The following is an 18230-nucleotide window of genomic DNA, read 5'->3' on the forward strand; positions in this document are numbered from 1 at the left end:
CCAGCCAATCAACCAGCCCGCCATTGTGCGGGCTTTTTTTCGCCTGCAGGAAAGTGCATTTATGAACATCCCAATTGAAACCATCCAAAAGGGCCTGGCTCTTCTACCCGCGAAGATGGCTGGCTGCCGCGCCATGACCATGATCACCGCCATCGGCCTGCAAGAGTCCGGATTCCTTGCGCGCCGCCAGTACGGCAACGGCCCGGCTCGGGGATTCTGGCAGTTCGAGCGGGACGGCGGCGTGAAGGGTGTGATGGAGCATCCGGCGACCACCTCCTATGCGGCGGCGATCTGCCTGCAGCGAGGCGTGCCATTCGAGCGAGCCAAGGTGTGGGCAGCGCTGGAGACTGATGACGTTCTGGCGGTGGTGTTCGCCCGGCTGCTGCTGTGGAGTGATCCCAGGCCTTTGCCCGCAGTGACTGAACCGTCGGTGGCCTGGAGCCTATACGCCCGCACCTGGCGCCCTGGAAAGCCGCACCCGGACAAGTGGCCACAATGTCACGCCGATGCGCTCTGGGCGCTGGCCTGACTCCCTGCCTTCTCACTGAAATCGAACAACGCCCAATCATGTCGCCAGGCGCGGCTTTCTAAAGGTAACCATCATGGCTGCATACACCGTTCAAAAAACCTTCCCTTGGCGTTGGTCCAATGCGCCTGTCGTGATAGCTGCTGTAGTCAAGACAGGCACGGTTCTCGTCGAGAAGCCGGCCGGAGATACGTGGGTTCCGGCCTTCACATTCACGGAAACCGGATGTCAGGCCTTATGGCTTGGGCGCGGCCTGTTCCGCATTACTCCCACTGGAAACGCCGTCTATGAGACCGACGAGCAATGACGGTCACGGCGGGCAATGGAGTAATCGCGGGGGTTGGTCTCAAGGCCTCGATTCGAGGTGTAATTGCCAGCAGCGAAGAGCACCGCAGGCTGCAGCTGATCCAGAACTATAAGTTCGCGGCTGACCTTGCTGGATGGTCGGCTGACCCCGGCTACACGCGAAAGACAGAGGCAGATTTCAACGGGGGCAACCCATTTGTCGAGTACTCCGGCGTATCAGGCAATTTCGACAATTTCACCACGTCGAACGACGCGGCCTCAGGCCTGGCTGTGGAGCCGTTGACAACATACGTTGTCAGCGGTACCAGAACCGCCAGCTTCACCGGGAACTACCCTCAGGTGCAGATCAACACCGGTGCGGACGATGGTGCAGGGCACGCTTTCCCGGGTACCACGCTCGGCTCCATGCGATTCACGGCGGCCGCTGCGGAAACTCGCTGGTCACTCCAGTTCACTACCGGCGCTGATACAAAAAAGGTCTGGATCCGCTTCCAGGGTTTGGGTGGCGTCGGAAAGTTGAGGCTCATGAACCTCAACCTGACCAAGGATGCAACCGTCCAGGCGTACCGGGACTACTTCAACAGAGGGAAGTGATGTCCAATTCTGCGCAGGCTTGCCAGTGGCCGATCAGCACAACCTCATGATGCATGCCACAACTGCTATCCATGCCAGGCCTGCAACAGCGAGGAAGACGGCGAACGGGAAGAGCGGCCCGCTTGGGCCTTTTCCATTCATGCGGGAGCTTGATCCACGTTGCCGACGATCCACAGCAGGTCGCGCCAAGGGAATCTGCTCTGACCACCCATCAGCTTGCAACTCGGGCTGTGCACGAAAGGTTTGCTTGAGTCGCGAAGCTGCTGGTACCCGTCGCAGGTCCTGCATCGGATGTGAGGGAAGGGGTCATCGTGCACCGACCAGAGCTTGGCCCAGGTGTCGATGTCACTCAGCTTGGGTGTGAGGTTCAGCCATTCCAGCGTGTCCATATGCGCCTCCATTGTCCTGGTCCAAGCATAGTGAGCGCTGCTGCCCTGCGCTAGTGGGCTCGGCTGGTGACGGATCTGGCGCTGCAGACGTTTCAGGGAACGGATATGGCATCTCAGCTGCTTGCCGGGCGGCCATCTGCATCCCGCGCATCTTGTTGCCGATGGCTGACAGCTCGACGTGAGCAGTGGAAAGGTCACGTTTATACGACGCCAGCAGGTGCAACGCCTGATCGCGCTCGCGCGCGGTGATGGCGTGAATGTCCACCAGCTTCAGGATGTTCGCGCGTGCCTGGTGCAGGTCGGCGGCCACCTGCTCATACTCTGCTTGGACCAAGGCAGCCTGCTGCTTCCATATCTGTGCTTCGGTGGGTATGCCAAGGCATCCGAACTCTTCGTCTTCGATTTCCATATTGCTGCTCGCAAATACTGTATGCGCGTACAGTATTCGAGGTCAGTCGGATTGCTCAAGGGTGGGTCGATGGGTGGTGCGTGGGGGGTGTTCGGTTGGCAGAACGCCAGGGGAGGGAAATAGGCAGCGTGACCAAAACGTGAGTCACGCCAGTTCACAGCGTGAACAGGCTGAGCGTTTGTGAGACAGCGTGACCGATTGCGGGCGGCGTAAACGCTTGATTTAAAAGGGCTCCCCCAAGGAGCATATGATTTAGGTTCCAGCGCCGCAAGGTGTAAGAGTTCGAGTCTCTTCGTCCGCACCAACCCGTACAGCCAGGCCTAGGCCTGCTGCGCAACGTGAAAGCCGCCTTCGGGCGGCTTTTTCGTGTCTGCGTTTCAGTCGACGAGTCACGCCTCTACGGGCTGGACCATGCTGAAGGTGATGACATTGCCGTTCTGCTCGACGCTCAGGTTGCCACTGTGCGCAACCGCGATGGCCTGAGAAATGTACAGCCCGATCCCCAGGCCGTTCTTGTTGCGCAGGTTTTCACTGCTGTGCGGCTTGAACGGCTGGAACAGCGTCGACAGGCGCTCGGGGGCCACCGGGGTGGTCTGGTTGAGGACCGACAGCCGCGTGTTGTTTTGCTCCGTGCTCAAGCTGATCAGTACCGGCGTATCCGGCGTGCCATGGTAGCGGGCGTTGCCCAGCAGGTTGGTGATGACCTGCGCGTAGCGGTCCGGATCGACCATGGCGCGCACATCCGGTTGGATGCGTGCCTCGATGGTCAGGCCAGGGAAAGCCACCGCTGTCTCATCGACGATGCTTTCGACCAGCGCCGACAGATCGGTTTCAACCCGATTGACCATGATGCCGAGGCCGGACTGCAGGCGGCTCATCTCAAGGATCTGGCTGATCAGCCGTTCCATGCGACCACTGGAGTGGCTGATGTGCTTGCGCAGTTCGGTGTCGCGCGTCTCGCTCGAGGACAACATGGCCGCAGCCATGGAAATCGACTGCAGCGGATTGCGCAGGTCATGGCCGAGCATGGCGATCAGGCGCTGACGCATGCCATCGATCTCGCTGGCACGGCTCAGGCACAATTCGACCAGGTCGCGTCGCAGCTTCTCGGCAATGGTGATATCGGTATCGCCCCAGTTGGCCGAACGCCCACGCACCACTTCTTCCCAAGCCTCGAAGGAGCCCCGTGGCGTCAGGCGTGGCCCGGACGGCCCGACCTTGATGATTTTCTCCGGCTTGCCGCCCCAGCGCACATTGTTGATTTCTTCCTTGCGCAGCCACATCACCCAGCCCGATTCCTGGCGATGGAAACGGACCGCCAGAATGCCGCAGTAGCCGCTGGTATTGCGTTCACTCTCTGAACCCTGCCAATTGTCGGTGTGGAAGACCTCGAGGTTCGGGTCCTGCTCGACGTGCTCCAGCACCTGGCGACACAGTGGGTCGAAGTGCCCGCCGATGCTTTGGGTGCGACCTGACATGACCACTGCGGCGCCATCGCAGGGTATCAGCGCGGCAATGTTGTCCGGCTCGCCCGCCAATGCACTGACCAGGTCCTCGGAGTCGCGCGCCAGGGTCATGAGTTTTTGTTGCTGGTCGCTCGCCTGCTTCAAGGTCTGGGTGGCCAGGTTGTGCTCCAGCCGCTCGACCAGCGCGCTGCACACCTGCGAGATGACCTGAAAAGACATGCGCAATGGATGCGCCATCGTCTTGGGTGCCATGTGATGGCAGGAGAACAGCCCCCACAGCTTGCCGCCGACGACGATCGACACGCTCATCGAGGCGCGCACGCCCATGTTGGTCAGGTATTCGCAGTGAATCGGCGAAACGCTGCGCAGGGTGCTGAAGCTGAGGTCGAACGGCTGGCCGGTCCGTGGGTCGAGAGACGGCGTCAACGGCGCTGGCGCATAGGCCACGTCGGCGATCAGGCGAATCGGGTTGAGTATATAAAGCAGGCGTGCCTGGGCAGGGATGTCCGATGCCGGGTAGCGCTGGCCCAGGTAGCTCTCGAGGTCTTCGCGGTGGGCCTCGGCGATGACTTCGCCAGACAGGTCGGGGCGAAAACGGTAGGCCATGACCCGGTCGAAACCTGTCATGTTGCGGATTTCGGCAGTCACGCGGCTCAGCAGTGCGTCGATGTCGTGGCGGTTCTGCATCTGGCTGATGATGCGCTGCGCGTACAGGGCGAACTGGCTGAACGAGCCGCTGGCGGTCCGACGCGGCTCGAACTCCAGATACAGGACCTGCAGATGGCGATGGGCAACCACGTCGAACAGGCGGCCAAGCAGGACACTCTCGACGCTGTTCGCCCAGTGATCGCTGCTGGCAAGGCCCTCGGCGATCAAGGCCAGGGCATCGGCGCCCAGCAGTTCGCTGTTCGGGGTAGTGCCCGGCAATACATCCAATCCGGTGATGGCCATCAGGTTGGCGCTGCGAGTCAGCACGCGACCTTCGCCGTCCAGTGCGATCAGCGCGCCGTGAGGCTGAATGGCCCCGGGCCGATGAATGGGCTCGTCCTCGCAATTGGCGAGGGAGACCGGCGTGTCAGGGCTTATGGCCATGAGGGTCCTGCAAGAATAGAGGTTGCTACGGGAAGCGACAGAATGGCCGAGATCTCCACGTGGAAGTGCAAGGTAATGGCTTTATCCTTTGCATAGGATACCAGCGAGCCTGAGATTATCTTGCAAAACTTGTCCGTCAGGGCATTTGCAGGCCTGGGCCAGCCTTCTTTTGCTGCCGTTTGACGGTTTCTGCAGCGACTTTGTGCGCATCCATGTGCATAGGGTGACTTCTTGAGTTCGAGCCTCTAGAATGCTTGCCCTTGATCTGGGGTCGGAAATGGCCGGCTAACGTCTGTGCAACGAGGAAAATCCATGCAAGTTTCTGTTGAAAACACTTCCGCTCTCGAGCGCCGCATGACCATCGGCGTTCCCGCCGAGCGCATCGAGGCCGAAGTCAACAAGCGTCTGCAACAGACCGCCCGTAACGCCAAGATCCCGGGCTTCCGTCCAGGCAAGGTGCCTATGAGCGTCATCCGTCAGCGCTACGAGGCTGACGCGCGCCAGGAAGCCCTGGGCAACGTCATCCAGGCTTCCTTCTATGAAGCCGTGGTCGAGCAGAAGCTCAACCCAGCCGGCGCACCCGCCGTCGAGCCGAAAGTGTTCGAGAAGGGCAAGGACCTGGAATACATCGCCACCTTCGAAGTGTTCCCCGAGTTCGAAGTCGGCGCGTTCGACAGCATCGAAGTCGAGCGTCTGAGCGCCGACGTCGCCGACAGCGACCTGGACAACATGCTCGAAGTGCTGCGCAAGCAGAACGTACGCTACGAGCAGACCGATCGCGCCGCGCAGACCGAAGACCAGCTGAACATCGACTTCGTCGGCAAGATCGAAGGCGAAGAGTTCTCCGGTGGTTCCGCCAAAGGTACCCAGCTGGTTCTGGGTTCGGGCCGCATGATTCCTGGTTTCGAAGACGGCCTGGTCGGCGCCAAGGCCGGTGAAGAGAAGGTTCTGAGCCTGAGCTTCCCCGAGGACTACCAGAACCTCGAGCTGGCCGGCAAGGCCGCCGAGTTCACCGTCACCGTCAACAGCGTTTCCGAAGCCAAACTGCCAGAGCTGAACGAAGAGTTCTTCGGCCAGTTCGGCATCAAGGAAACCGGTCTCGACGGCTTCCGCGCCGAAGTTCGCAAGAACATGGAGCGCGAGCTGCGTCAGGCAATCAAGGCCAAGATCAAGAATCAGGTCATGGACGGTCTGGTATCGACCAACCCGATCGAAGTGCCCAAGGCGCTGCTCGACAACGAAGTCGACCGTCTGCGCGTTCAAGCCGTGCAGCAGTTTGGCGGCAACATCAAGCCTGACCAATTGCCGGCCGAGCTGTTCACCGAGCAAGCCAAGCGTCGCGTCGTGCTGGGCCTGATCGTTGCCGAAGTGGTCAAGCAGAACGAACTCAAGCCGGACGAAGCACGCGTGCGCGAACTGATCCAGGAAATGGCCTCGGCCTACCAGGAGCCTGAGCAAGTTGTATCGTGGTACTACAAAAATGATGAGCAGCTGAACGAAGTCCGTTCGGTTGTGCTGGAAGAACAAGTTGTGGATACTGTTCTGCAGAAAGCCAAGGTGACCGACAAGTCGGTCTCTTACGAAGAAGCGGTCAAGCCGGCGGAAGCAGCACAAGCCGAGTGATCGTTCTCTGAGGTTCGAAAACACCATAAGCCAGCCTTCGCGCTGGCTTATGCGTATTCAAGACATGACTATTTGGGAGTGAGTGCGAGACATGTCCCGCAATTCTTATATTCAGCAGAGCTCTGACATCCAGGCCGCAGGCGGCCTGGTCCCGATGGTTATCGAGCAATCGGCTCGTGGCGAACGTGCGTACGACATCTACTCGCGCCTGCTCAAGGAACGAGTGATCTTCCTGATCGGCCCTGTGGAAGACTACATGGCCAACCTGGTCGCCGCGCAGTTGCTGTTCCTTGAGGCGGAAAACCCGGACAAGGACATCCATCTCTACATCAACTCACCAGGCGGGTCGGTGACGGCGGGGATGTCGATCTACGACACCATGCAGTTCATCAAGCCGGACGTGTCCACCACCTGCATCGGCCAAGCCTGCAGCATGGGCGCGTTCCTGCTTGCCGGTGGCGCCGCGGGCAAGCGTCATTGCCTGCCCAACTCGCGCATGATGATTCACCAGCCGCTGGGCGGTTTCCAGGGCCAGGCCTCGGACATCGAGATCCATGCCAAGGAAATCCTGTTCATTCGCGAGCGTCTCAATTCGCTGCTGGCGCACCACACCGGCCAGAGCATCGAGACCATCGAGAAGGACACCAACCGCGACAATTTCATGAGCGCCGAGCGTGCGGTCGATTACGGTCTGATCGACTCTGTGATGTCCAAGCGCAACTTGCCCGCCTAAGCAGCCAGATGGGGGTGGTGGCCATGTCAGCCACCTGTGGGCTTGAAAAAGCCCGCAATAGCCTTCATCTTGTGTTGCAAGCCTATCGGATTTGGATCGATCGAATGACTGACACCCGCAACGGCGAGGACAACGGCAACAAGCTGCTCTATTGCTCCTTCTGTGGCAAAAGCCAGCATGAAGTGCGCAAATTGATTGCCGGCCCCTCGGTCTTTATCTGCGACGAGTGCGTCGACCTGTGCAACGACATCATCCGCGAGGAGGTGCAGGAAGCCCAGGCCGAGAGCAGCGCGCATAAATTGCCCTCGCCCAAAGAAATAAGCGGCATCCTGGATCAGTACGTGATTGGCCAGGAGCGCGCGAAGAAGGTTTTAGCGGTAGCGGTGTACAACCACTACAAGCGCCTGAACCAGCGTGACAAGAAGACCGACGACGTCGAGCTTGGCAAGAGCAACATCCTGCTGATCGGCCCGACCGGTTCGGGCAAGACCTTGCTGGCTGAAACTCTGGCTCGCCTGCTCAACGTGCCGTTCACCATCGCCGACGCCACCACCCTGACCGAAGCCGGTTACGTGGGTGAGGACGTCGAGAACATCATCCAGAAGCTGCTGCAGAAGTGCGACTACGACGTAGAGAAAGCCCAGATGGGCATCGTCTACATCGACGAAATCGACAAGATTTCGCGCAAGTCGGACAACCCGTCCATCACCCGTGACGTTTCGGGCGAAGGCGTGCAGCAGGCGCTGTTGAAGCTGATCGAGGGCACCGTGGCCTCGGTACCGCCGCAAGGCGGTCGCAAGCATCCTCAGCAGGAGTTTCTGCAGGTCGACACGCGCAACATTCTGTTCATCTGCGGTGGTGCATTTTCCGGCCTGGAAAAAGTCATCCAGAATCGCTCCACCCAGGGCGGTATCGGTTTCGGTGCCCAGGTGCGCAGCAAGCAGGAAGGCAAGAAGGTCGGCGAGTCGCTGCGTGAAGTGGAGCCGGACGATCTGGTCAAGTTCGGGCTGATCCCCGAGTTCGTCGGTCGTCTGCCGGTTCTGGCAACGCTGGACGAACTGGACGAGGCGGCACTGATCCAGATCCTTACCGAACCGAAGAACGCGCTGACCAAGCAGTACGGCAAGTTGTTCGAAATGGAAGGCGTGGATCTCGAGTTCCGCAGCGATGCCTTGAAGTCCGTTGCCCGTCGCGCGCTTGAGCGCAAGACTGGTGCGCGAGGCCTGCGTTCGATTCTCGAAGGCGTTCTGCTCGACACCATGTATGAAATTCCTTCGCAGACCGATGTAAGCAAAGTGGTCATCGATGAGAGCGTGATCGAAGGGACGTCCAAGCCGCTGTTGATCTACGAAAACAGCGAGCCGCCGGCGAAGGCTGCACCCGACGCCTGATCGACAATCTGAGCTGGAACAAGGAAGGGGCCTACGGGCCCCTTTCGTTTTTCAGACAGTGAACTTGTTTTTTGCGGGGCGAGCCCCCACATTGAAGGCATGCTCAATTCCATCTGTTTACGGCCTTCGGGGCCGCTGTAGAGGCGAAATCATGAAGACAACCATCGAATTGCCTCTCCTGCCATTGCGTGATGTCGTCGTCTATCCGCATATGGTTATCCCGCTGTTTGTGGGTCGTGAGAAGTCCATCGAAGCCCTCGAGGCGGCGATGTCTGGCGAAAAGCAGATCCTTTTGCTCGCGCAGAAGAATCCCGCCGATGATGATCCAGGTGAGGACGCCCTGTACCGTGTCGGTACCGTTGCCACCGTTCTGCAGCTACTCAAGCTGCCTGACGGCACCGTCAAGGTGCTGGTCGAAGGCGAGCAGCGCGGCAGCGTCGAGCAGTTCCTGGAGATCAACGGCCACGTTCGCGCCGAAGTGCAATTGATCGACGAAGTCGATGCGCCGGATCGCGAGTCTGAAGTGTTCGTGCGCACGCTGCTGGGTCAGTTCGAGCAGTACGTGCAGTTGGGCAAGAAGGTCCCTGCCGAGGTGCTGTCCTCGCTGAACAGCATCGATGAGCCTGGCCGCCTGGTCGACACCATGGCCGCGCACATGGCGCTGAAAATCGAACAGAAGCAGGAGATCCTCGAGATCATCGAGTTGCCGGCGCGTGTCGAACACGTTCTGGCACTGCTGGATGCCGAGATCGACCTGCTGCAGGTCGAGAAGCGCATTCGCGGGCGGGTCAAGAAGCAGATGGAGCGCAGCCAGCGCGAGTACTATCTGAACGAGCAGATGAAGGCCATTCAGAAAGAGCTGGGCGATGGCGAGGAAGGGCACAACGAAGTCGAAGAGCTGAAAAAGCGCATCGACGCGGCGGGCCTGCCCAAGGACGCCCTGGCCAAGGCCACGGCCGAGTTGAACAAGCTCAAGCAGATGTCGCCGATGTCTGCTGAAGCAACGGTGGTGCGGACTTACATCGACTGGCTGGTGCAGGTGCCTTGGCAGGCGCAGAGCAAGGTGCGCCTCGACCTGGCACGTGCCGAAAGCATTCTCGATGCCGATCACTACGGGCTCGAAGAGGTCAAGGAACGCATCCTCGAATACCTCGCCGTGCAAAAGCGCGTGAAGAAAATCCGTGGCCCGGTGTTGTGCCTGGTCGGGCCGCCCGGTGTGGGCAAGACCTCCCTGGCCGAATCCATCGCCCATGCCACCAACCGCAAGTTCGTGCGCATGGCCTTGGGCGGTGTTCGCGACGAAGCCGAGATTCGCGGTCACCGTCGTACCTACATCGGTTCGATGCCTGGTCGTCTGATTCAGAAGATGACCAAGGTGGGGGTCCGCAATCCGCTGTTCCTGCTCGACGAGATCGACAAGATGGGCAGCGACATGCGCGGCGATCCGGCCTCGGCGCTGCTGGAAGTGCTCGATCCAGAGCAGAACCATAATTTCAACGATCACTACCTGGAAGTCGACTACGACCTTTCCGACGTGATGTTCCTGTGCACCTCGAACTCGATGAACATTCCGCCGGCGTTGCTCGACCGGATGGAAGTGATCCGTCTGCCCGGCTACACCGAAGACGAGAAGATCAACATCGCGATCAAGTACCTGTCGCCCAAGCAGATCGAAGCCAACGGCTTGAAAAAGACCGAAGTCGAGATCGACGTCGAGGCGATCCGCGACATCATTCGCTACTACACCCGCGAAGCGGGCGTGCGAGGCCTGGAGCGTCAGATCGCCAAGATCTGCCGCAAGGTGGTGAAGGAACATGCACACCTGAAGAAATTCACCGTCAAGGTCACCGCCGATTCGCTGGAGCACTTGCTGGGCGTGCGCAAGTTCCGCTATGGCCTGGCCGAGCAGCAGGACCAGGTGGGTCAGGTCACCGGCCTTGCCTGGACTCAGGTGGGCGGCGAGTTGCTGACCATCGAGGCTGCCGTGGTTCCCGGCAAGGGCCAGCTGATCAAGACCGGTTCGCTGGGTGACGTGATGGTCGAGTCCATCACGGCGGCGCAGACGGTGGTACGCAGCCGCGCCAAGAGCCTGGGTATCGCGCCGGACTTCCATGAGAAGCACGACACGCATATCCACATGCCCGAAGGCGCCACGCCCAAGGACGGTCCGAGTGCCGGTGTCGGCATGTGCACTGCGCTGGTTTCGGCACTGACCAGGATTCCGGTGCGTGCCGATGTCGCCATGACCGGCGAGATCACCCTGCGCGGCCAGGTATTGGCCATTGGTGGCCTCAAAGAGAAGTTGCTGGCGGCCCATCGTGGTGGAATCAAGACTGTAATCATCCCTGAAGAAAACGTGCGCGATCTCAAGGAAATTCCCGACAATATCAAACAGGATCTGCAGATTAAACCTGTTAAATGGATTGACGAAGTCCTGCAAATTGCGCTGCAATACGCGCCTGAGCCCTTGCCCGATGTGGCTCCCGAGATTGTCGCCAAGGATGAGAAACGCGATACGGATTCCAAGGAACGAATCAGCACGCATTGAGCCTTGATTTGACTGGGTGGCTTTCTTGACAGTTTTTTAGAGCCCTTGTTATAAAGCGGCACTTGCTGTCTCGACAGCCACCCGGCGCACGTTTCACCACATACTTAGAAACAACTCAAAATATCGATATAAGGGGACTTATAGTGAACAAGTCGGAACTGATTGACGCAATCGCCGCATCTGCTGATATCTCCAAGGCTACAGCTGGCAAGGCGCTGGACGCCGTGATCGAATCCGTGACGGGCGCCTTGAAATCCGGTGATTCGGTTGTGTTGGTAGGTTTCGGTACGTTCTCCGTGACTGATCGCCCGGCGCGTACCGGTCGCAACCCGCAAACCGGCAAGGCCCTGGAAATCGCGGCTGCCAAGAAGCCCAGCTTCAAAGCCGGTAAAGCCCTGAAAGAAGCTGTCAACTAAGCTTCGGCCACGCCTTTGCTACCTGCTGCCAGGCCATGCCGGCAACAGGAGTGGAGCTGAGCAAGCTCCGCGAGTTACGAGAAGGCGCATCCTCGGATGCGCCTTTCTTCTATCCGGATTCCTATTACTCTCCGCGGTCGCTCTATCTGTACGACCGTTTTCGGGGGATGCATGCTGCAGAACATCAGGGATAACTCCCAGGGCTGGATTGCCAAGACCATCATCGGTTTGATCATCGTGTTGATGGCGCTTACCGGTTTCGACGCGATCTTCCAGGCCGCCAGCCATAGCCAGGACGCTGCCAAGGTCAACGGTGACGAGATCACCTTGAACGAGCTCAGCCAGGCCACCGAGATGCAACGTCGCCAGCTGATGCAACAGCTGGGCAAGGATTTCGATCCGGCCCTGCTCGACGACAAGATGCTGCGCGAAGCGGCCCTCAAGGGCCTGATCGACCGCAAGTTGCTGCTGCAAGGCGCACATGACGCCAAGTTCGCCTTCTCCGAAGGCGCGCTCGACCAGATCATGCTGCAGACACCGGAATTCCAGGTTGACGGCAAGTTCAGCGCCGAACGTTTCGACCAGGTCATCCGCCAGATGGGTTATGGCCGCTTGCAGTTCCGCCAGATGCTCTCCGAAGAGATGCTCATCAGCCAGCTGCGCGCCGGCCTGGCAGGCAGCAGCTTCGTGACCGACGAGCAGGTTGCTGCTTTCGCCCGTCTCGAGAAGCAGACCCGTGATTTCGCTTCGTTGACCTTCAAGGCTGACCCGTCGGCGACCAAGGTGACCGACGAGGAGATCAAGGCGCACTACGACGAGCACGCCAAGGAGTTCATGAGTCCCGATCAGGTGGTCATCGACTATGTCGAATTGAAGAAGTCTTCGTTCTTCGACCAGATCACCGTGAAGGACGAGGACCTCCAGGACGCCTACCAGAAAGAGATCGCCAACCTGTTCGAGCAGCGCCGTGCCGCGCACATCCTGATCGAAGTCAACGACAAGCTCGATGATGCGCAGGCCAAGGCCAGGATCGAGGAAGTCCAGGCGCGCCTGGACAAGGGCGAGGATTTTGCCAAGCTGGCCAAGGAAGTCTCACAGGACCCAGGCTCGGCCAACAATGGCGGCGATCTCGGCTTCGCCGGCAATGGCGTGTACGACTCGGCGTTCGAAACGGCGCTCAATGCCTTGAGCAAGGGCCAGGTGTCGGCGCCGGTGCGCACCGATTTCGGCTGGCACCTGATCAAGCTCGAAGACGTGCAGGCGCCGGACGTACCGACCTTTGCCAGCCTCAAGGCCAAGCTCACCAGCGACCTCAAGACCCAGGAAGTGGAACAGCGCTTCGTCACCGCCACCAAGCAGTTGGAAGACTCGGCGTTCGAAGCCTCCGACCTCGGTCAGCCGGCCCAGGAGCTGGGCCTCAAGGTGCAGACCTCCGAGCCATTCGGCAGGGACGGCGGCAGCCAGGGCGTCACGGCGAGTCGCGCGGTGGTCCAGGCTGCGTTCAGCCCCGAGGTGCTGGAAGAGGGTTCCAACAGCGCCGCGCTCGAGCTGGATCCGGAAACCATGGTCGTGGTGCGTGTGAAGGAGCATCGCAAGCCTGCTCAGCTGCCGCTGGAAGCCGTCTCCGGGCCGATCCGTACCGAGTTGGCCAAGCAGCACGCTGCAGCCCAGGTGAAGGCCAAGGGCGAAGCGTTGCTGGCCGGTCTGCGTGACGGCAAGGTGCCGTTGGCGGCCCGTCAGGACGGGCAGTCGTGGAAAGTGCTGGAGGCGGTCACTCGCGGTCAGGATGGCATCGAGCCGGCCGAGCTGCAGGCGCTGTTCCGCATGCCCAAGCCGCAAGCCAAGGAGAAGCCCGAGTTCACCAGTGTGTCGCTCAAGGACGGCAGCTTCGTGATTCTGCGCCTGGACGGCGTGAACGAGGCTGCTGCGCCCAGCGATGAAGAGAAGACCCAGTATCGCCGGTTCCTGGCGTCGCGCATGGGGCAGCAGGATTTTGCCGCGTATCGCAAGTTGCTGGAAACCAAGGCGGACATCACCAAGTATTGAGGTGATGGATGTTTGAGCAAAAGGCCGCGTATGCGGCCTTTTGTTTGTCCAGGCATCGGCGGCGCCCTTTCGCGGCCGATGACCGCTCCTACGGAGATTTCTGAATCTCAGGTAAAAAAAACGCCGCTCGAGGTGAGCGGCGTTTTCTTCGATCGAGTGCAGCCTGACGACTTACTCTTCGATATCACCCATGGCGGTGGTGTTGAAGCCGCCGTCCACGTACATGATTTCGCCACTGATGCCCGACGCCAGGTCCGAGCACAGGAACGCGCCGGCGTTGCCGACTTCGTCGATGGTGACGTTGCGGCGCAGCGGGGTCTGCGCCTGGTTGGCGGAGAGCATCTTGCGGAAGTTCTTGATGCCCGAGGCTGCCAGGGTACGGATCGGACCCGCCGATACGGCGTTGACGCGCGTGCCTTCCGGGCCCAGGGAACCGGCCAGGTAACGCACGCCGGCTTCCAGCGAAGCCTTGGCCATGCCCATGACGTTGTAGTTGGGCATGGTGCGCTCGGCGCCCAGGTACGACAGGGTCAGCAGGCTGCCATTGCGGCCTTTCATCATGTCGCGACCGGCCTTGGCCAGTGCCACGAAGCTGTAGGCGCTGATGTCGTGGGCGATGCGGAAGCCTTCGCGGGTGGTGGCTTGAGTGAAGTCGCCATCGAGCTGGTCGCCGGGGGCGAAACCGACGGAGTGAACGATGACGTCCAGGCCGTCCCACTTCTTGCTCAGGGCTTCGAAGACCGAGGCGATCTCAGCATCGCTGGCGACGTCGCAAGGGAAGCACAGATCGGCGCTCGAGCCCCAGCCAGCGGCGAATTCTTCGACGCGGCCCTTGAGCTTTTCGTTCTGGTAGGTGAAGGCAAGTTCAGCACCCTCGCGATGCATGGCGGCAGCGATGCCGGATGCGATGGACAGTTTGCTGGCGACACCGACGATCAGGACGCGCTTACCGGCGAGAAAACCCATGTGTTGTTCCTCTTCAGGTTAATCGACAGCCGTTGGGGCCAAGAAGGCTGCTTCCAACAGCTGCTGTGTATAAGGGTGCTGCGGCGCGGCAAAGATAGCCCGCGCCGCCCCTTGTTCGACGACCTGACCGTGCCGGATCACCATCAGTTGGTGACTCAAGGCTTTGACTACCGCCAGGTCGTGGCTGATAAACAAATAGGTCAGGTTGTATTTCAGTTGCAGTGAACGCAACAGCTCCACTACCTGGCGTTGAACGGTACGGTCGAGCGCCGATGTGGGCTCGTCCAGCAGGATCAACGCCGGTTTCAAAACCAAGGCCCGGGCAATGGCGATACGTTGCCGTTGCCCGCCGGAGAACTCGTGAGGGTAACGATGGCGGGTCTGCGGGTCCAGCCCAACCTCCTCGAGCGCGGCAATGATAGCCTGTTCCTGCTCGGCTTCGTTGCCGATCTTGTGTATTCGCAGGCCTTCGCCGACGATCTGGCTCACGCTCATGCGTGGGCTGAGGCTGCCGAACGGGTCCTGGAAGACCACCTGCATCTGCTTGCGCAGCGGTCGTACCTGCTGCTGGGCCAAGCCGTTCAGCGCGGTGCCCTGGAACTGGATCGAGCCACGGCTGGCGATCAAGCGCATGATCGCCAGGCCCAGCGTGGACTTGCCCGAGCCGCTTTCGCCAACGATACCCAGGGTCTGCCCACGGGGCAGGGTGAACTGGATGCCATCGACGGCCTTGACGTGATCCACGGTACGGCCCAGCAATCCCTTCTTGATCGGGAACCACACGCGCAAGGCGTCGACCGCCAGTATCGGCTCGCCGACCGCAGTGGCCGCCGGCTCGCCACTGGGTTCGGCACCCAGCAGAACCTGGGTGTACGGATGCTGCGGCGCTCGAAACAATTCTTCGCACGTAGCCTGTTCGACGATGCGACCGCGCTGCATGACACATACCCGGTGCGCAATTCGCTTCACCAGGTTGAGGTCATGGCTGATCAGCAGCAAGGCCATGCCCAGCCGCGCCTGCAGCTCCTTGAGCAGTTCGAGAATCTTCAGCTGCACGGTCACGTCGAGTGCGGTAGTGGGCTCGTCGGCAATCAGCAGTTCAGGCTCGTTGGCCAGGGCCATGGCGATCATCACCCGCTGACGCTGGCCGCCGGACAATTCGTGCGGCAACGCCTTGAGGCGCTTGTGCGGTTCGCCGATGCCGACCAGCTCGAGCAATTCCAGGGTGCGCCGGGCAGCGGCAGCCCCGGTGAGCCCTTTGTGCAGGGCCAGCACTTCACCGATCTGTTTGCCGATGTTGTGCAGCGGATTGAGCGAACTCATCGGCTCCTGGAAGATCATCGCGATGCGGTTGCCACGGATGTGCCTGAGCTGCTTTTCCGGGAGCGTGAGCAGGTCGCGGCCGTTGTAGACGATGGTGCCGCTGGGGTGCTGGGCGAGCGGGTAGGGCAGCAGGCGCAGGATGGAGTGCGCAGTCACCGACTTGCCCGAGCCGCTTTCACCCACCAGCGCGAGGGTTTCGCCACGGCGAATATCGAAGCTGATGTGTTCGACCACCCGTTGCCGACTTTCGCCGGCGACGAACTCGACGGCCAGGTCGCGGACCTCGATCAGATTGTCCTGGCTCATGTCATTTCCTCGGGTCGAAGGCGTCACGGGCCGATTCGCCAATGAACACCAGCAGGCTGAGCATCAGCGCCAGCACGGTGAAAGCACTGATGCCCAGCCAGGGCGCCTGCAGGTTGGACTTGCCTTGGGCGACCAGCTCACCCAGCGATGGCGAACCGGCAGGCAGGCCGAAGCCAAGAAAATCCAGGGCGGTCAGGGTGCCGATCGCGCCCGTCAGGATGAACGGCATGAAGGTCATGGTCGAGACCATGGCGTTGGGCAGGATGTGGCGGAACATGATCGCGCCGTTCTGCATGCCCAGCGCGCGGGCTGCACGCACGTATTCCAGGTTGCGGCCACGCAGGAATTCGGCGCGCACCACGTCCACCAGGCTCATCCAGGAAAACAGCAGCATGATGCCCAGCAGCCACCAGAAATTGGGTTGCACGAAGCTGGCCAGGATGATCAGCAGGTACAGCACCGGCAGGCCGGACCAGATCTCCAGGAAACGCTGGCCTGCCAGGTCCACCCAGCCGCCATAGAAGCCCTGCAGCGCACCGGCGATGACCCCGATGATCGAACTGGCTATGGTCAGCGTCAGGGCGAACAGGACCGAGATGCGGAAGCCATAGATGACCCGCGCCAGCACGTCGCGCCCCTGGTCGTCGGTGCCCAGCCAGTTCTGCGCGGAAGGCGGCGCCGGTGCCGGCACCCTGAGGTCGTAGTTGATGCTCTGGTAGCTGAACGGGATCGGCGCCCAGAGCGTCCAGCTGTCCTTGGCCGCCAGCAGTTCGCGCAGGTAGGGACTTTTGTAGTTGGCTTCGAGGGGAAATTCGCCGCCGAACGTCGTTTCCGGGTAGCGTTTGAAGGCAGGGAAATACCACTCGCCGTCGTAGCGCACCGCCAGCGGTTTGTCGTTGGCGATCAGTTCGGCGCCCAGGCTCAGGCCGAACAGTACCAGGAACAGCCACAGCGACCACCAGCCGCGCTTGTTGGCCTTGAACCGTTCGAAGCGCCGCCGATTGAGGGGAGACAGGTTCATCTCAGTGCTCCCGATGGCCGAAGTCGATGCGTGGATCGACCAGGGTGTAGGTAAGGTCGCCGATCAATTTCACCACCAGCCCCAGCAAGGTAAAGATGAACAGGGTGCCGAACACCACCGGGTAATCGCGATTGATCGCCGCCTCGAAGCTCATCAGCCCCAGGCCGTCGAGGGAGAAGATCACTTCGACCAGCAGGGACCCGGTGAAGAAGATGCCGATGAAGGCCGAGGGGAAGCCGGCGATCACCAGCAGCATGGCATTGCGGAACACGTGGCCGTACAGCACGCGACGATTGCTCAGCCCCTTGGCCTTGGCGGTGACCACGTATTGCTTGCCGATTTCGTCGAGGAAACTGTTCTTGGTCAGCAGCGTCATGGTGGCGAAGTGGCCGATCACCAGTGCGCCGACGGGCAGCACCAGGTGCCAGAAGTAGTCCAGCACCTTGCCGCCCCAGCTCAGCTCCTCGAAATTGTTGGACGTCAGGCCGCGCAGCGGAAACCAGTCCAGGTAGCTGCCGCCGGCGAACACCACGATCAGCAGGATGGCGAACAGGAAGGCCGGAATGGCGTAGCCGATGATGATCGCCGAGCTGGTCCAGACGTCGAAATGGCTGCCGTGGCGGGTGGCCTTGGCGATGCCCAGGGGAATCGACACCAGGTACATGATCAGGGTGCTCCACAGGCCCAGCGAGATCGACACCGGCATCTTTTCCACGATCAGGTCGATGACCTTGGCATCGCGGAAGAAGCTGGTACCGAAATCCAGCTGCGCATAGTTCTTGATCATGATCCACAGGCGCTCGGGGGCTGGCTTGTCGAAGCCGTACATCTTCTCGATTTCCTTCACCAGCGCCGGGTCCAGGCCCTGCGCGCCGCGGTAGCTCGAACCGGCGACCGCCACTTCGGCACCACCGCCGGCGATGCGGCTGGTGGCGCCGTCGAAGCCTTCGAGCTTGGCGATCATCTGTTCCACCGGCCCGCCAGGCGCGGCCTGGATGATGGCGAAGTTGATGATCAGGATGCCCAGCAGGGTAGGAATGATGAGCAGCAGTCGGCGCAGGGTATAGGCCAGCAT

16 protein-coding genes are annotated in these 18230 nt (G+C 60.7%); 9 read left to right on the forward strand and 7 right to left on the reverse strand.

The genetic code is table 11. The annotated features are described in order from the left end of the window. Positions 1-61 precede the first annotated feature (61 nt). The 3 genes from IFT75_RS03040 to IFT75_RS03050 all read left to right on the forward strand — a co-directional run bounded on the left by IFT75_RS03040 (position 62) and on the right by IFT75_RS03050 (position 1426). Positions 62-529, forward strand: a complete 468-nt coding sequence (locus IFT75_RS03040; RefSeq protein ID WP_192053279.1) for a hypothetical protein — start codon at positions 62-64, stop codon at positions 527-529. Between the two features lie 73 nt (positions 530-602). Beyond that, positions 603-833 carry a hypothetical protein gene (locus IFT75_RS03045; RefSeq protein WP_192053450.1) on the forward strand — a complete coding sequence of 77 codons (231 nt, stop codon included), beginning with the start codon at positions 603-605 and terminating at the stop codon, positions 831-833. Beyond that, entirely contained in the window at positions 830-1426 is a 597-nt protein-coding gene (locus IFT75_RS03050) for a hypothetical protein (protein WP_192053280.1), read from the forward strand. Before IFT75_RS03045 ends, IFT75_RS03050 begins: the two co-directional genes overlap by 4 nt. Positions 1427-1563: 137 nt before the next feature. On the opposite strand, the gene IFT75_RS21315 is transcribed toward IFT75_RS03050, so the two are convergent. From IFT75_RS21315 to IFT75_RS03060, 3 genes are all read right to left on the reverse strand, one after another. Then, on the reverse strand, positions 1564-1815 hold the full coding sequence (locus tag IFT75_RS21315) for a hypothetical protein (RefSeq protein ID WP_207186124.1): 252 nt from the start codon (positions 1813-1815) through the stop codon (positions 1564-1566). Further along, positions 1772-2224: a hypothetical protein gene (locus IFT75_RS03055; RefSeq protein ID WP_192053281.1), complete on the reverse strand. Its 453-nt coding sequence runs from the start codon at positions 2222-2224 to the stop codon at positions 1772-1774. Before IFT75_RS03055 ends, IFT75_RS21315 begins: the two co-directional genes overlap by 44 nt. 389 nt (positions 2225-2613) lie before the next feature. After that, complete coding sequence (locus IFT75_RS03060) at positions 2614-4782, reverse strand: GAF domain-containing protein (protein WP_192053282.1); 2169 nt, start codon at positions 4780-4782, stop codon at positions 2614-2616. A 312-nt stretch (positions 4783-5094) separates the two neighbouring features. Here IFT75_RS03060 and tig point away from each other — a divergent pair, with 312 nt between their 5' ends. From tig to IFT75_RS03090, 6 genes are all read left to right on the forward strand, one after another. Further along, positions 5095-6405: a trigger factor gene (tig, locus tag IFT75_RS03065; protein ID WP_185794479.1), complete on the forward strand. Its 1311-nt coding sequence runs from the start codon at positions 5095-5097 to the stop codon at positions 6403-6405. Positions 6406-6496: 91 nt separating this feature from the next. Next, entirely contained in the window at positions 6497-7138 is a 642-nt protein-coding gene (gene clpP, locus IFT75_RS03070) for an ATP-dependent Clp endopeptidase proteolytic subunit ClpP (protein ID WP_122476013.1), read from the forward strand. Positions 7139-7242: 104 nt separating this feature from the next. Continuing rightward, complete coding sequence (gene clpX, locus IFT75_RS03075; protein ID WP_192053283.1) at positions 7243-8529, forward strand: ATP-dependent Clp protease ATP-binding subunit ClpX; 1287 nt, start codon at positions 7243-7245, stop codon at positions 8527-8529. Between the two features lie 151 nt (positions 8530-8680). After that, the gene (lon, locus tag IFT75_RS03080; protein WP_192053284.1) at positions 8681-11077 is read left to right on the forward strand and encodes an endopeptidase La; all 2397 of its coding nucleotides are present in this window, start codon (positions 8681-8683) and stop codon (positions 11075-11077) included. Between the two features lie 143 nt (positions 11078-11220). Continuing rightward, positions 11221-11493: an HU family DNA-binding protein gene (locus IFT75_RS03085; protein ID WP_049858847.1), complete on the forward strand. Its 273-nt coding sequence runs from the start codon at positions 11221-11223 to the stop codon at positions 11491-11493. Positions 11494-11664: 171 nt separating this feature from the next. Beyond that, positions 11665-13539 (forward strand): SurA N-terminal domain-containing protein, encoded by a 1875-nt coding sequence (locus IFT75_RS03090; RefSeq protein ID WP_192053286.1) that lies wholly within the window; start codon positions 11665-11667, stop codon positions 13537-13539. Between the two features lie 171 nt (positions 13540-13710). On the opposite strand, the gene fabI is transcribed toward IFT75_RS03090, so the two are convergent. The 4 genes from fabI to IFT75_RS03110 are packed head-to-tail and all read right to left on the reverse strand — an operon-like array spanning position 13711 to position 18230. Next, on the reverse strand, positions 13711-14505 hold the full coding sequence (gene fabI / locus IFT75_RS03095) for an enoyl-ACP reductase FabI (RefSeq protein WP_122476006.1): 795 nt from the start codon (positions 14503-14505) through the stop codon (positions 13711-13713). 18 nt (positions 14506-14523) lie between these two features. Further along, the gene (locus IFT75_RS03100; protein WP_192053288.1) at positions 14524-16134 is read right to left on the reverse strand and encodes an ABC transporter ATP-binding protein; all 1611 of its coding nucleotides are present in this window, start codon (positions 16132-16134) and stop codon (positions 14524-14526) included. A gap of 1 nt (position 16135) precedes the next feature. Further along, positions 16136-17155, reverse strand: coding sequence for an ABC transporter permease (locus tag IFT75_RS03105; protein WP_122476003.1), 1020 nt, complete (start codon positions 17153-17155; stop codon positions 16136-16138). A gap of 1 nt (position 17156) precedes the next feature. Further along, entirely contained in the window at positions 17157-18230 is a 1074-nt protein-coding gene (locus IFT75_RS03110) for a microcin C ABC transporter permease YejB (protein WP_122713748.1), read from the reverse strand.

The sequence above is a fragment of the Pseudomonas sp. CFBP 8758 genome (assembly GCF_014841725.1).
In the GTDB taxonomy this organism is placed as follows: Bacteria; Pseudomonadota; Gammaproteobacteria; order Pseudomonadales; family Pseudomonadaceae; genus Aquipseudomonas; species Aquipseudomonas baltica.

Bases quoted from the DNA above. Each gene is read 5' to 3' on its own strand.
- IFT75_RS21315 (WP_207186124.1), bottom strand. From the start codon at position 1,815: ATGGACACGCTGGAATGGCTGAACCTCACACCCAAGCTGAGTGACATC.
- IFT75_RS03105 (WP_122476003.1), bottom strand. From the start codon at position 17,155: ATGAACCTGTCTCCCCTCAATCGGCGGCGCTTCGAACGGTTCAAGGCC.
- IFT75_RS03110 (WP_122713748.1), bottom strand. From the start codon at position 18,230: ATGCTGGCCTATACCCTGCGCCGACTGCTGCTCATCATTCCTACCCTG.
- IFT75_RS03040 (WP_192053279.1), top strand. From the start codon at position 62: ATGAACATCCCAATTGAAACCATCCAAAAGGGCCTGGCTCTTCTACCC.
- clpP (WP_122476013.1), top strand. From the start codon at position 6,497: ATGTCCCGCAATTCTTATATTCAGCAGAGCTCTGACATCCAGGCCGCA.
- clpX (WP_192053283.1), top strand. From the start codon at position 7,243: ATGACTGACACCCGCAACGGCGAGGACAACGGCAACAAGCTGCTCTAT.
- fabI (WP_122476006.1), bottom strand. From the start codon at position 14,505: ATGGGTTTTCTCGCCGGTAAGCGCGTCCTGATCGTCGGTGTCGCCAGC.
- IFT75_RS03045 (WP_192053450.1), top strand. From the start codon at position 603: ATGGCTGCATACACCGTTCAAAAAACCTTCCCTTGGCGTTGGTCCAAT.
- IFT75_RS03050 (WP_192053280.1), top strand. From the start codon at position 830: ATGACGGTCACGGCGGGCAATGGAGTAATCGCGGGGGTTGGTCTCAAG.
- IFT75_RS03090 (WP_192053286.1), top strand. From the start codon at position 11,665: ATGCTGCAGAACATCAGGGATAACTCCCAGGGCTGGATTGCCAAGACC.
- IFT75_RS03100 (WP_192053288.1), bottom strand. From the start codon at position 16,134: ATGAGCCAGGACAATCTGATCGAGGTCCGCGACCTGGCCGTCGAGTTC.
- IFT75_RS03060 (WP_192053282.1), bottom strand. From the start codon at position 4,782: ATGGCCATAAGCCCTGACACGCCGGTCTCCCTCGCCAATTGCGAGGAC.
- tig (WP_185794479.1), top strand. From the start codon at position 5,095: ATGCAAGTTTCTGTTGAAAACACTTCCGCTCTCGAGCGCCGCATGACC.
- IFT75_RS03055 (WP_192053281.1), bottom strand. From the start codon at position 2,224: ATGGAAATCGAAGACGAAGAGTTCGGATGCCTTGGCATACCCACCGAA.
- lon (WP_192053284.1), top strand. From the start codon at position 8,681: ATGAAGACAACCATCGAATTGCCTCTCCTGCCATTGCGTGATGTCGTC.